Origin of the sequence: Lentilactobacillus fungorum (genome assembly GCF_016860605.1) — a bacterium.
In the GTDB taxonomy this organism is placed as follows: Bacteria; Bacillota; Bacilli; order Lactobacillales; family Lactobacillaceae; genus Lentilactobacillus; species Lentilactobacillus fungorum.
Genome location: NZ_BNJR01000006.1, coordinates 15,241 through 29,368, shown reverse-complemented (window position 1 = coordinate 29,368; position 14,128 = coordinate 15,241). Strand labels below are relative to the sequence as shown.

The following is a 14,128-nucleotide window of genomic DNA, read 5'->3' as shown; positions in this document are numbered from 1 at the left end:
CTTCGCTTAGTTGTCATTTAGAATAAATCCATTTGCAATGGTGATAGATGATCAAACGAAATCCCTAGTAATTTTTTAAGCTGAAGCGCATTATCCGCCGCATCGCCACCAGAATTATTATTGAAGATCACACAGACCTCCTTGGTTTTTCCTTGAAGTTCTAAAATAGTTTGGCAAAATGCTTTGAGTTCTGCTTCAGAGTATCGATAAAGCGTTCGTTGTTTTCGCCAGTCCTTGGATCGAGTCGACCAGCCCTTAACATTTCGACCGTGCAATCGCAAAACACATAGCTGCTCGTTGGTCACCATTGGTTCGAAAGCAACGCCCATATTAGTTGTATGTGGTTCGTCAACTGCCACCCAAGAAATTGCCAATTCCTTTAAGTAGCCAGCGACATCCCGCGTAATTTCTTTGCCATACCAGCTTGGATTTCGAAACTCGACTGCAATTGGAAACCCAGGCATTAATTGCCGAATTCGGCGCAAGTAGTCGATTGCCGCCACACTGCGGGAAAAATAAGGTGGAAATTGAAATAAAACGGCCTTAAGTTGACCGGATGCGTTGAGGGGCCCAACAACTCGCTTATAGTCGTTAAACACCGCCAACCGAGCCTGATTATCGACGGGGTCACTGCCTCCTTGATCATGCAGCGTCATCACTTGATTGGCTTTTAAGATAAACTGAAAATTTTGGGGTACTTGTTGCTGCCAATGGGCAATCACCTCCGCTTTAGGGATCGCATAAAAAGGCGTATCCAACTCAACAGTCGGAAAATAAGCACTGTATTCAGTTAATCGAACTTTACGGTTTTCATGAATTAAAGATGGATGTTCTGAAAAAGTTGTCAAACCAATTGTAATCATTTCAGTTCCCCCCCTTTTGTCCATTAACTAAGCGACATTGATCAACATTCGCTCGAAAATAGCATGCTTGCTTTGCGAATATCTTCTGTTATACGATTTTAAAACAATCGCTTAAAAAAGGCATTGCGCCTAAGTAACCCAACAGTTTCTCAACGCTTTGACCACTCACTTTTATTACGCGGTCACTTTCAAATCTTTAAAGAACTTAACCGCATTTTCTTTAATCATTGTAAACGGAAACGAAAAGCTTAGAGCTTCCTCATTAATGGCTAATACCTTTGCATTAGCCGAACGGTAATCAATCAATCCGGCAAATGGATAAACCCGCATGGATGTTCCAACAATGACAATTAAATCCGCCTTTGAAACGGCATCCACGCTTTGCGAGATAGCACTTGGATTTAAGCCTTCACCGTAAAGAACAATGTCTGGTCGTAAAATACCACCGCAGTTACGATGATACATACTGGTTAAATAATCTTTATAATTAACCTTTTTGCGACATTTTTGGCAGTAAACATTATAAAGATTACCATGAAACTCAACAAGATTCTTGGTGCCGGCTTCCCGATACAAATTATCAATATTTTGAGTAACGACAGTTGCCCCTTTTTTCTTGGTAAATTCGGCCTGCTTTTCGTGAATCACATTTGGCTTGGCATCTGGATAGTACATATTTTTCTTTTCATACTGGTAAAACACTTTGGGTTCATCGCGTAAACAATCAGAACTCAAATAATACTCGGCTGGCCGATTAGATCGATCGTTGGTGTACAAGCCACCTTTAGACCGATAATCAGGAATACCAGAGGCTGTTGAAACCCCTGCACCAGTTAGAAATACAATCTTCTTTGCATGATCAAATTCACTTTGAATATCTTCATCAACCATTGTATCCCTCCTAAAAATAAAGTGAGCGGAGCAAAGCGCTTAGAAAGCGGAGTGTAAGGCTCCTTAGGCGGAAATCCCCGGGCTTGGGATTTTTGGCTAAGGTGCTTACACGGAGCTTTCTGCTTTGCGTAGCTGTCCTAAGAAAAGTGAGCGAAGCAAAGCGCTTAGAAAGCGGAGCCTAAGGCGACTTGGCCGGAAATCCCGGGCCTGGATTTTTGGACAAGTAGGCAACCTACTCGTAAGGTTCTACCTCGCAGCATCATTCTTTCATCTATACGATGTTATTTTCTGATAATGTAAGGCATCTTCAAATCATCAAATAATTGTTTGACAGTTTGATTGTAAACCCGTTTGAAAAACTCCGGGTTATCTTGATTACCCTTTGGATTAGCGAGTACAAATGAATTTTGATCGTCGACTCGATTGAAGCCAACATATGCCTTTGTTTGACTGTTAATTTCGACCAGCTCAGAATGATAAACTTCAAAGAGTTGTTTAACTTCTAAACCTAGCTGACGTTCGGATAAGACACTGGTTAAAGTGGTAAATTCCGTGTTGTGGAGAGCAGGTAATTCCCAGTCCTTAAGCTGTTCATCAAAAGCCTTGAAGAGTTTGACAACATTTCTTCGCAGACCAAACGGTGAGTTCGTTGGCTTATCTGTAATAATCGCGTACAATTTTTCGGCCGCTGCGTAGGAAATTGGGAAGTCGCCTTTCAATTGATCAGCTACCGTCTTTAGCTTATCACCATAAAAGACCATGGCGTCAAGTAAAGTCGTTAACCTCAACATCATTTGGTCGTCTAAAGGATTCGGCTCCGGCTTAATGGTTGCATAAATTCCCTTCAAATACATCTGCTCGATGTCCTCATTGATAAGGCCGTGTTTTCGCTGTTCGGAAACCACCACAAAGTGAGAAACGATGTCATATAATTCTGTTCCCATCATTTTTAATTGGTCATCTAAAGTATCGTCACCGGTTGTCAGTGAATAAAACACTTGCGGAAAGCCCCGCAGTACCATTAATAAGTGTAAGAGTTCATGGGAGGCCGTGTAATTTGGCGCACTTAAATCGGCAATTTGAACAATAATGTTTTTCCCATCTTGGACTGTTTGAGCTTGATCGTGGCGAACGTAGCCTGATTGTAACTTACCAAGAAAAGTCACGGTTGCAGTCCCCGGAAAAAGGTGATTGACCGCATTAATCAAGTCTTGTACTTGATCATTTAATTCAATGTTAATTGGATTATCCATAATTATCTCCTTAACTGTTTTAAGATTTGTTTGACGTCACCAGCACTCGCATGAGCGACTTTTTTGAGTTCGGCAACCACTTGTGGCAATTCACTTTCAGTGGCACCGTTAGCCATCGCCAATGATTTGAGTTGGAGGCTCATATGGCCGCGCTGAATTCCCTCAGTTACCAATGCCTTTAAGGCAGCCAAGTTTTGGGCCAATCCAATGGCGGCCAATAGCTGCATTTCTTCTCCAGCAGAGGTTAACTTGGCAATTCGCTGATTGATTTTGGCCAAAGGAAATACACTAGTGGCCCCGCCGACAAAGCCGATGGGGATTGGTAGGGTCAGCTTGCCGGCTAATCCGCGATCGGACACCTGCCACTGGCTCAGGCCGCGGTATTGACCACTGCGAGCAGCATACGCATGCACGGCACTTTCAATCGCCCGCCAATCATTACCAAAGGCAACGGCGGCAGCGTCGATCCCGTTCATAATACCCTTATTATGCGTGGTTGCCCGCCGTGGATCAAGTTGAGCAACTTGGCTGGCATCGGCAATCCGCTGAGCAACAGCCTTTCCAGAAAGCGACCCCTTGGCAAGCTGTTCAAATGAAACCAGTCCTGAAACAGTCACCAAACTATCTGCGGCAAAATTGGTCAGAATCGCCATGGTGACATTTACGGCCAATTGATCCTTTAGCCACCCGGAAACTGCTTCCAGCATGGTGTTCACCAAATTCGCCCCCATTGCCTCACCGGGATCAACCGATAGGTCAATTGAGGTAAATTGCGTCGACAACTTCCGAATTGCGACCCGTTGAGCACCACCACCGTGCTTTAACACACTGGGGTGACTTTGGTTTGCGACTTCAAAGAGCTGTTGCCGGTTGGCGGTTACAAAGGTTTCCAGCTGATCAAAATTGGCGCCTTTAAGAATAATTTGGCCATCAATTAATCGGCTGATCACCCGCGCCGAAATGCCGTTGACTGCTAGCATTTGACTCCCATTACTGGCAGCGGCAATTACCGAGGGTTCTTCGGTCACCATTGGAACCAAATAGGTTTTCCCGTTAATAACCAAATTAGTCGCGACACCTGATGGCAACGGATAGTCGCTCACAAAATTTTCAATCAATTGGTTGTTTGCTGGTGAATTTTGCGTTGCCAGTTGGTTAACTTCCTTTGCTGTTAAGTCAGCCGCTTCGGCAATCAGCGCTAATCGTTCTTGATACGTTTTTTGGTAAAAATGTTGCCACTTTGAGTTCATCTAATCACCATCAATTATTAATCACAAAGAGCTGGTCAAGAAGTTCTCTTGATGCCAGCCCTTATCTTTCTTTTTCCAAGCGATAATTCTTTTCGACGTATTCCGTGATAATTCCTTCACGAACGCCACTTTCTGAAAACAGGACCTTTTTGGCATCGACTTTATCCATCAAAACAATTAGTGGCAATAAGCCGCCAACAATGATATCTGCCCGGTCACTTTCCAACCCTTGAATTTGGCGACGACTCGCCACGTTTCCGCGCAACAAGTTCAGATAGGTTCGATTAACTTGTTCGGCTGTCAAATGATAGCCATGAATCGCATCAATTCGCATCATGTGTTGCCGTCGCCGATTAATCCGCGCGAGCGTTCGATTGGCGCCACCAAGCAGCACCAGTGGCTGGTGATAGGAGCGGCTCAACCATTGAATTCGAGAGTATAATTTGCGGATATTAAATTGGGCGTTGAATAGATTAGCACCTGAAATTGTATCTTCTAAATGATATCGTTCGGTTAAATTAACCGCACCAATTGGGATACTGGTCAAGTTCTTACTTTGACCATGGCTAACCCGGATTAATTCACAACTTGCCCCGCCTATGTCTAAAATCAAGCAGTTTTTGACTCCCAGGCGGTTAACGACGCCTAGATAATCATAATAAGCTTCTTGAGTGCCGGATAAGACCTTCAGTTGAATACCAATTCGTTTCTTAACAGCAGCCAAAAACTCGGCTTGATTCTTTGCCTGGCGGACGGCCGCAGTTGCGATTCCGATCACTTTTTTTGCATCGTATTTTAAATAGAGTCGTTTGAAATCAGCCAAAGATTTGATAGTCCGCTCCATTGCGGCTTCTTGGAGTACTTTAGCCCGACCCATCCCTTCAGACAAGCGACTATCACTTTTGACTCGTTTAATCTCGCGATAACTGCCATCGGCGGCAATCTGGTTAATCGCCATCCTGACGGAGTTGGAACCAATATCCAAAATTACCAGGTTTTCCATTTCGGCCACCCCTTCTGGAAATTTTAGTTAAAATAGTTGATTCCAATTGCGTCACGAACTTCCTTTAAGGTCTGTTCAGCAACTTCATTTGCATGATCACTACCCTTTTTGAGAATCTCATAAACGCCAGCTTCATCTTCAGCATAATGTTCACGGCGTTCACGAATCGGCTTTAATTCCGCCTGCAAAACGTCATTTAAGTATCGCTTAATTTTAACATCCCCGAGGCCGCCATGTTGGTATTGCGCCTTTAAATCCGCGACCTTTTGCTTGTCGGGATCAAAAATATCCAGGTAAGTGAAAACCGTATTTCCTTCAACTTGGCCGGGGTCTTCTACGTGAATATGGTTGGGATCTGTGTACATTGACATCACTTTCTTTTGAATTGTGTCGGCATCATCTGCCAGATAAATCGCGTTGCCCAGAGATTTGCTCATCTTAGCATTGCCATCCAATCCAGGAATTCTCCCCATTCCTTTAGGTGGGAAATAGCCTTCTGGTTCGACCAAAATGTCTTTTTGATAGATTGAATTAAATGACCGAACAATTTCTCGAGTTTGCTCCAACATTGGTTCTTGGTCATCGCCAACCGGCACAGTTGTTGCCTTAAAAGCCGTAATGTCAGCCGCTTGGCTAATTGGATACATCGCAAAGCCTACTGGAACGCTTTGGCCAAAATGCTTTTGCTTAATTTCAGTCTTAACGGTTGGGTTTCGGTTTAGCCTCGACACAGTTACCAAATTGGAATAATGTTGTGTCAGTTCGGGGAGTGCCGGAATTTGTGACTGAACCAATATGGTTGATTTTTGAGGATCAATCCCAACTGCCAAATAATCTAAAGCAACTTGGATCAAACTGTGGCGAATCTTTTCAGGGTCCCGTGCATTATCAGTTAATGCCTGCATATCAGCAATCATAATAAACGTTTCATAGTCACCAGAGTTCTGTAACTCAACCCGGTTTTTTAATGAACCAACGTAATGACCAATATGTAACTTGCCGGTTGGCCGATCACCAGTTAAAATAATCTTTTTTTCCAAAATAAATACCCATCCTTTCAAAAAACGCCCTATTGACTTAACAATAGGACGCTTAAACGTGGTACCACCTAAATTGCAACCATTTTCTGGCCGCCACTTTAAACGATACGGGAGTCACCCTTTTTCTAACCAATTCGATTTGTCACAACTACTTTCAGCATCCGTAGTTTCTCTGTCCTAGACCAATCTACTCACTTGTTAATAACATTTTAATTTTACTGATAAACTTGCGAAATGTAAAGGCTTGTTACGGGATAATTCGGGATTAATAGCCAGCTTTTAAATTAACTTCGTTTTTGGCAAGCTTACCGGATTTAAGGTAGGTTTGTAAATTTAACATTAAGATGTCAAACGCTTCGTCACCATATTCCTTAAACCCGCCGGAAATATGCGGCGTGATCAACACATTTGCCATTGACCAAAGCGGCGAGTCAGCTGGCAGCGGTTCTTGTTCAAAGACATCCAAGGCCGCGCCAGCCAGTTGGTGGTTGTCCAGCGCATGAATCAAGGCACTCGTATCAACTGACGGGCCGCGGCCAACATTAATGAAGATTTGGTGACCGGCAAGGGCGCTAAAAAAGCGGTCATCAAAGAAATGCCGCGTTGCAGTCGTTAATGGCATAATGTTAATAATAAAATCAGCTTGCCTTACAACGTCTAACGTATGGTCATCCTTAGTAACTTGATCAAAATAATCAACTGGGTGACCGTGGCGATTCACGCCAACGGTTTTAACCGAAAACTGCTGCAGCCGCTTGGCAATTTGTTGACCAATATGGCCAGTCCCGAAGATAACGGCTTTTTGATCTGCCAGCGTTGAAATTGTCGGCCGCAATTCATCACCGACCCATTTTGATTGAGTTTGCGCACGCTCTGCCGCATGAATTCCCCGCGTAAAATCGAGAACATACGCCAGCACGGTCTCAGCAATCGGTTCGCCGTGAATGCCGCTGACATTGGCAAGCAACACCCGCTTTTGCGCTAATTGGTCGAGGGAAAAATAGTCAACCCCGGCAGAATAAGCTTGAATAAACTTCAACTGCTTTGACTGTTCAAGCACGCGAGGGCCAACTGCTCCCCACCCGTATATGAAATCAATCTTTGTCATTAACGTTGGCGTCAGGTCGTCTGGTTTGATAACCGTTAAGTTGGGAATTTGAGCTAAACGATTTAAGTTTTGATCACTGATTTCAAACAAAGCTAACAAATTCATAAAATCATCCCCTCATTATAAATGATGAAGTTTTCCAAAGAAGTTGTTCCAAAATGATTATATCCTTTTTATGGCAAATCTTTAAGCCAACTGAATTGACAGGAGCTTAAAATCAAACTAAAATTGTGCAAGCGTTTAATGATAGTTGGATGAAGGATTAAATGAATGGAGGCTCGTTTTGGAAAACGACGAACAACAAAAAGAACAGCAACGAGTGAATCAGGTCGTTTCAAAAATTGATCAAAAGATTTTAACGACCAAGCAAGAATATGATCGGGCTCACTCAGAAACCAAAAAGGTTCAGCAGAATTACTCCGATAATACTTCAGTCAACTATTTCGAAGTCGATGATCGGATCGAAACTAGTGCTGAACTGCAACAACAACGGGGGTTGGTTTCTCGATTAACTGAAAATGAAAGTATCCTCAAACGACAATTAACCACGCTCCATGATCTTCAAAAATCACCTTACTTTGGCAGAATTGATATTCAAGACGCTGATGATCCTGAAGAAGAACGTCTCTATATTGGAACGGCTTCATTTGAAAATGCCGACGGTGAATTTTTAGTGTATGACTGGCGAGCACCAATTTCCAGTGTCTATTACAATGGTATCTTGGGTAAAGTTACCTATGAAACACCGATGGGCAGGCAGGAGACTACCCTTAAGAAGAAACGGCAGTTCCAAATCGTCAACGGCCAAATCCGAAACATGTTTGATACGAACGAAACTGTGGGCGATGAAATGCTGCAATCGGCATTAGGCAACCAAAACGACAGCTACATGCAAAATATCGTGGCAACTATTCAACACGAACAAAACGATATTATCCGTGACACTACAAGTAACTTACTGGTTGTCCAAGGAGTCGCCGGCTCTGGAAAGACATCGGCCATTCTTCAGCGAATTGCGTTTTTGCTTTATCATAGCCGGGATACTTTGGAAGCTGACCAAATCATCCTGTTCTCGCCAAACAAGCTCTTTAGTCACTATATTTCAGAAGTCCTCCCAAGCTTGGGGGAACGAAACATGCGTCAAGTCACGTTTGATGAATTCATCGATAACCGCCTGAAAGGCCTCAACGTCCAAAGCTTGTTTGAACGATACGAAACAGACGGCAACTTAAGTTCCCAACAGCAGCATATCCGAAATTATAAAGAATCCGCCAAGTTTATGGACGAAGTCACCGACTATTGTGATAATTTATCAGCTGAAGCGTTAGTGTTTAGCGACATTCTGTTTAACGAAGACGTCTTTTTCAGCAAGGAAGAAATTAAGCGAATTTTCGACAGCTTCCCAAAGGCAGCCAAAGTTTCCGAACGCTATTTACAAACTAAGAACGAACTCATCAAACGGCTCAAGCGACGCATTAATCAAGAAACCAAAGAGACTTGGGTTAACGATGAAATTGATCAATTAAGCGACGAGAAATACCATGATTTGTTAGCTGGTAAGACACTGGGCGACTTTCAAAACGAAGACGCTGAACGGTTCTATATTGCTCATAAGATCGTGACGGAACGACTACGGGTAGTATATGACGCCATTTTCAATGACAACTTTCTTGATGCTTATATGCAGTACGCCAATTTCTTGGGTAAGGTCGCTTTACCTCAAGATATTCAACAACCTCAGTGGCAGCAAGCCATTAACGAATTTAATGATTCGATTGAATTTCATTCAATCAAGTTGGATGACTGCGCCCCCCTACTGTATATGAGAGATTATATTTGTAATACTGGCCAAAACAATACGATGAAATACCTGTTCGTTGATGAAATGCAGGATTATTCAATTGCCCAACTGCGATATTTACGCTATGCATTTCCAAAATCAAAATGGACATTATTGGGCGACAGCGAACAAGCCTTGTTCAAGGATGTTGAACAACCAGAAGAAATTTTGCGAAAGTTAAGTGCCGCCTTCAAAGTGCGCAATTCTCGGCTCGTTAGTCTAATGCGGTCTTATCGATCCACCTATCCAATCACCACGTTTGCCAAATCAATTTTGCCAAATGGCGATGACATCGAAGCCTTTAATCGTGATGGCGACATTCCAGAACTTATTTTGGCTAGCGATTTCAAGGATGGAATCACTCAAGTCGTTAAAACCATTAATGCGCAGCAGAAAAAATATGGCACAGTTGCAATTTTAACTAAAAATATGCGGGAAGCAAAACAGGTTTACCGTCAACTACACGGTCAAATAACGACGACCTTACTAAAGGATGCCGATCGTACGTTACCTAAGGGTGTGTTAGTCCTACCAATATATCTAGCTAAGGGGCTGGAATTCGACTCGGTGATTGCATGGGATACTTCACAACAAAATTACCCAGATGAAGCGTTGTTGGGAACCTTATATACAATTATCACCCGGGCAATGCATCACTTAACTCTGATCAGTATTAATGACGTCACCCCGCTCATCTCAGATGAAGCATTTCATAACAGCAAGATTAAGATTGAACGCACAATTAGTTAAAGTGATTCAACCGGTATTGCTGAATTTGATTTTCTGCTAATGATAAATAAAAGTGGCACAGCTAAACAGTCCAAGTAACTGCTTAACTGTGCCACTTTTTTGATCACCAATCGATTTGCCTGGTTGGCAATAATCAGAAGCTTTGACATAAGTTACCTGCTAACAAAAATCCAGGCTCGGGATTTCTGGTTAAGGTGGCTTAGACTCCAGCTTCTAATCGCTTTGTTCGACACGCTAGATCAAATAAGTCACATCACTCGCTAATGACGGGTACGCTAAGATTTCCTTATTAAAATCAGCCAATTTCATGTGTTGGTCAATCATTAACGTAAAAATATTAATCAATTCATCAGCGTGATTGCTTAAAATCGTCGCCCCCACAACCGTTTGCTGTTTCCGATCAATCACCACCTTGGCTTTGGCAATTGGTTCATTCAACCGATGATAACTGTACCACTTTGTCATATCATTACTGATAAGCAGATATTGATCATTATTGGTGGCAACACTTGAAGGTAACCCCACTTGCGCCAGTGACGGTTGACCGAACACCAAAGTAGGAATTGATTTAAACGAAAGTTTGTCAGGGACGCCACTAAATAATCTTGATAAATACCCAGCCTCATAGCCGGCTACTGGCGTTAGCTTTGGTCGATCGGTACTTACAACATCTCCCATGGCAAAAATGGCTTGATTAGTAGTTTGCAGGTAATCATTGACACGAACTCCCTGCGCATCGCACGCAACCCCCACATTTTCTAGGCCAAGCTTGTCAACGTTTGGTACACGGCCGGCAGTGCAAAAGGCCATATCGGTTGATAATTCGAAGCCGTTATCACCAGTAATGACCAGTCGATCACGAGATTTGCTGATCTTAGTCACATTAACATCCAACTGGACATCGACCCCCTGCGCTTTTAAATGTTCAAGTTTTTCTTGAACCAATTGTGGATCAAATCGTTTCAGTGGTCGACGATTATGGTGAATGAGATGAACCTTTGCCCCAGCTGCTCGAGCAATACCAGCTAGTTCAAAGCCAATGTAGCCGCCACCAACAAAGGTGACCTCCTTAGGCATGTCATCAAGATTTAAAAAGTCTGTACTGGTCTTAAAATAGTCGCTGCCATCAACTGCTAAAATTCTTGGCCGCTGTCCGGTAGCAATCACATATCGATCACCAGTCAAAACGTGCGTGCCAGCCTGAACCTGCCCTGCGGCATTAAATTGAGCTTGTTCGTGAAAGGTGGTCACCCCGTCGGCATTCAAGGATTGCCTGGTTGCATGGGAAATTGGGTCCGTATATTGACGCTTATGCCGCATTAAATCCGGCCAATTGACTTCAACAGCGCCCGAAATCCCACTTCCCTGCATATTTGCGACTGTTTGGGTCACTTCCAAACCAGCCAACAAAATCTTCTTTGGATCACATCCCCGATTTGGACAAGTGCCACCAAATAAATTGTTTTCAACGACGGCAACCGATTTGTTTTGCCGTCGAAGTGAATGAGCCAAACTATTAGCGGCAACGCCACCGCCTAAAATCACGACATCATAGTTTTCAACCATAAAATTCACTCCCTCAAAGTGTACTTAAAAACTGAACAACTTTTTCGTTATTAAACCAACCAATCGATTTACCACGTGCATCCAACACCCTCACTAAGGGCGTCGATGTCAGCAAGCGAAGCACTTCTTTTAAGGTTGTCGATCTTCCAACGGCTGGCGCACTGCGATCTTCGCCTATTATTTTTGAGGTGCCCATAAATCCCGTTTCGATTAACTGACTGACCAAAATTTTATTTAAATCGGAGTATCGGTTATTGCTAAAAAAGTCGGCTACAAATTGGTTTGCCGGGTTGGTCGTAATTTCTTTTGGCGTGCCGACTTGAAGCAGCTTGCCATTCTTCATAATCCCAATTCGATCACCTAACTTTAAGGCTTCATTCATATCGTGAGTTACAAACACAACGGTATTTTGATAATCCCGATGTAGCTTCAAAATTAACCCTTGTAAAGCTTCCCTTGCCAATGGATCTAAGGCACTAAAAGGTTCATCCATCAACAAAATTGGTGGTTTACCAGCTAATGCTCGAATAATCCCAACCCGCTGCTGTTGGCCACCCGAAAGCTCTCTTGGCATCCGATTGGCAAAATGATCATTTAATCCGACTTCTGCCAATAATTGACTCACCAGTTTACGAACAGCCCGGTTTGGCAGATGTTGCATATCAGGGATAACCGAAACATTTTTGGCAACGGTCATAGTTGGAAAAAGGGCAATTTGCTGCAACACGTAGCCAATTTTCCACCGTAATTCCGGCAAATCATAATCCTCAACCGAACGGCCGGCAACCCGAATTGTCCCAGCACTCGCCGTTACCAATCGATTAATCATCTTAAGGGTTGTCGTCTTTCCAGAACCTGAGCTGCCTACCAACACGAAAAATTCTCCCGGTTGAATGGCCAAGTTAAGATGATCAACGGCAAGTTGGTTATCAAATTGCTTTGAGACTTCGTCAAACTCAATCAGTGGCGAATCCATTCAATCACCCCTTTATCAACTGACGACGCACTAAGTAATGTCGAGCAACTTTGGCTGGCGATTCGTTTAAAACATTAACCTCATAATTCATTTCCTGGATTTGCTTTGCGGTAATTCTCCCAGCTAACTGATTTAAACTGGTCACAATTTCCGGGTGTTGTTGAGCAAACTTTTCTGTCATTAAGGGTGCTCCTTGATAGGTTGGGAAAACATGTAAATTATCCTTTAGCAACGTCAAGTGATACTGGCGGAGTTGGCTGTCAGTCGAGTAACAGTCAATCAAATTAACTTGCCTTGCCTGAATTGCTTTGTATCGCAACTCAGGTTCCATCCCCTTAACGGGAAATTTGAGCTGATATCGGCGCTTAACGCGCTTCAATCCATCTTTTCGGTCCATGAACTCCATTGTCATTCCAGCTTTCAAGATACCTGTCACCTTTCTGAGATCACTAATGGTTTTAAGATGGTACTTTCTGGCAAATTGACTAGAAACCGCCAGCCCATAAGTATTATTATAAGCCATTGGTTTCAAGTAACGTAACTGATCTTGACTCGCTAATTGCCGTTTGGCCAGCTGGTAAATCGCATTTGAACCTTGCGGGGTGTCTTTGGACTTTGTCAATGTTTCCAGCACCGTTCCGGTAAACTCAGGGTAAATATCAATTTGATTATTTTTCAATGCGCTAAACAAAAAACTGGTTTTGCCAAAGTTAGGCTTTAATTTCACAGTCATTTTAGGGTCTTTAGCAACAATTAAATCCCGATACATGTTGATCAGGATCTCCGGCTCAGCTCCTAGTTTACCAGCAATGATGACTTGGTTATTAATTTTAGAAGCCACGTTATAAATAGCGAAGCCACCGCCAAATATAACGCTTGCACTGATGATGAATACGGCTGTCCTAAATTTTAATTTTTCTAAGATCGTAATTAAATAAGACATGCCCACAGCGAGGGCAGCAGCCGAAATCGCTCCTAGCAAGATGAGACTACTATTATCGCGATCAATGCCCAATAGAATAAAATTACCGAGACCCCCAGCCCCAATTAAGGCGGCTAAAGTTGCTGTCCCAATGATCAGCACCGTTGAGGTTCGAATCCCCGAAATAATCACCGGCATCGTCATCGGCAACTCCACTCGCAAGAGTTTTCTGGTTGGCGACATTCCCATCGCATCAGCTGCTTCTTCAACCGAAGGATCGATATTGGTTAAGCCGATATATGTATTTTGAAAAATCGGCAGCAGCGCATAAACCACCAGCGCAATCACTGCCGGAATCGTTCCGATACCGACAAATGGAATCAACAGTCCCAACAAAGCCAGTGACGGAATTGTTTGAAGAATTCCGGTAAACTGCAAAATAATCTGAGCAAGTTTAGGGGAGCGCCGTACCCAGATGGCCGCTGGTACCGCAATCAAAATGGCAATTAACAGCGCCCAAAATGAAATTTGTATATGCTGGCCCAACGCTTGAATCAACGCAGCCCTTCGATCGATTAATGTTTGCATGAATTGATGCACATTGCTCGCCCTCTTTTTTGTTTTAAAGTTATCCGCTTGTTTGATTGACAACCTGGGTTTGAATTT

11 protein-coding genes are annotated in these 14,128 nt (G+C 43.2%); 1 reads left to right on the top strand and 10 read right to left on the bottom strand.

Annotated elements, in window-relative coordinates; translation table 11 throughout:
• Positions 1-17 precede the first annotated feature (17 nt).
• The 7 genes from YK48G_RS02695 to YK48G_RS02665 form a co-directional block, all read right to left on the bottom strand.
• Entirely contained in the window at positions 18-863 is an 846-nt protein-coding gene (locus YK48G_RS02695; protein ID WP_203629176.1) for a DUF72 domain-containing protein, read from the bottom strand.
• Positions 864-1,037: 174 nt separating this feature from the next.
• Positions 1,038-1,754, bottom strand: a complete 717-nt coding sequence (locus YK48G_RS02690; RefSeq protein WP_203629175.1) for an NAD-dependent protein deacylase — start codon at positions 1,752-1,754, stop codon at positions 1,038-1,040.
• A 281-nt stretch (positions 1,755-2,035) separates the two neighbouring features.
• A complete protein-coding gene (locus YK48G_RS02685; protein WP_203629174.1) occupies positions 2,036-3,007 on the bottom strand; it encodes an IpaB/EvcA family protein in 972 nt (323 codons plus the stop codon).
• A 2-nt stretch (positions 3,008-3,009) separates the two neighbouring features.
• A complete protein-coding gene (locus YK48G_RS02680) occupies positions 3,010-4,257 on the bottom strand; it encodes a hydroxymethylglutaryl-CoA reductase, degradative (protein WP_203629173.1) in 1,248 nt (415 codons plus the stop codon).
• A 61-nt stretch (positions 4,258-4,318) separates the two neighbouring features.
• Positions 4,319-5,260: a Ppx/GppA family phosphatase gene (locus YK48G_RS02675; RefSeq protein WP_203629172.1), complete on the bottom strand. Its 942-nt coding sequence runs from the start codon at positions 5,258-5,260 to the stop codon at positions 4,319-4,321.
• A gap of 23 nt (positions 5,261-5,283) precedes the next feature.
• Positions 5,284-6,300, bottom strand: a complete 1,017-nt coding sequence (gene trpS, locus YK48G_RS02670; RefSeq protein WP_203629171.1) for a tryptophan--tRNA ligase — start codon at positions 6,298-6,300, stop codon at positions 5,284-5,286.
• A gap of 265 nt (positions 6,301-6,565) precedes the next feature.
• Complete coding sequence (locus YK48G_RS02665; protein WP_203629170.1) at positions 6,566-7,513, bottom strand: phosphoglycerate dehydrogenase; 948 nt, start codon at positions 7,511-7,513, stop codon at positions 6,566-6,568.
• Positions 7,514-7,691: 178 nt separating this feature from the next.
• Here YK48G_RS02665 and helD point away from each other — a divergent pair, with 178 nt between their 5' ends.
• The gene (gene helD / locus YK48G_RS02660; RefSeq protein WP_203629169.1) at positions 7,692-9,998 is read left to right on the top strand and encodes an RNA polymerase recycling motor HelD; all 2,307 of its coding nucleotides are present in this window, start codon (positions 7,692-7,694) and stop codon (positions 9,996-9,998) included.
• A 234-nt stretch (positions 9,999-10,232) separates the two neighbouring features.
• Here the strand turns inward: helD and YK48G_RS02655 are convergent, their stop codons facing one another.
• Genes YK48G_RS02655 through YK48G_RS02645 form a run of 3 tightly spaced genes read right to left on the bottom strand, consistent with a single transcriptional unit; the run spans position 10,233 to position 14,062 of the window.
• Positions 10,233-11,564 (bottom strand): dihydrolipoyl dehydrogenase family protein, encoded by a 1,332-nt coding sequence (locus YK48G_RS02655; protein WP_203629168.1) that lies wholly within the window; start codon positions 11,562-11,564, stop codon positions 10,233-10,235.
• A 13-nt stretch (positions 11,565-11,577) separates the two neighbouring features.
• Positions 11,578-12,540 (bottom strand): ABC transporter ATP-binding protein, encoded by a 963-nt coding sequence (locus YK48G_RS02650; RefSeq protein ID WP_203629167.1) that lies wholly within the window; start codon positions 12,538-12,540, stop codon positions 11,578-11,580.
• Between the two features lie 4 nt (positions 12,541-12,544).
• Positions 12,545-14,062, bottom strand: coding sequence for an ABC transporter permease/substrate-binding protein (locus tag YK48G_RS02645; protein ID WP_203629166.1), 1,518 nt, complete (start codon positions 14,060-14,062; stop codon positions 12,545-12,547).
• Between the last annotated feature and the right edge of the window lie 66 nt (positions 14,063-14,128).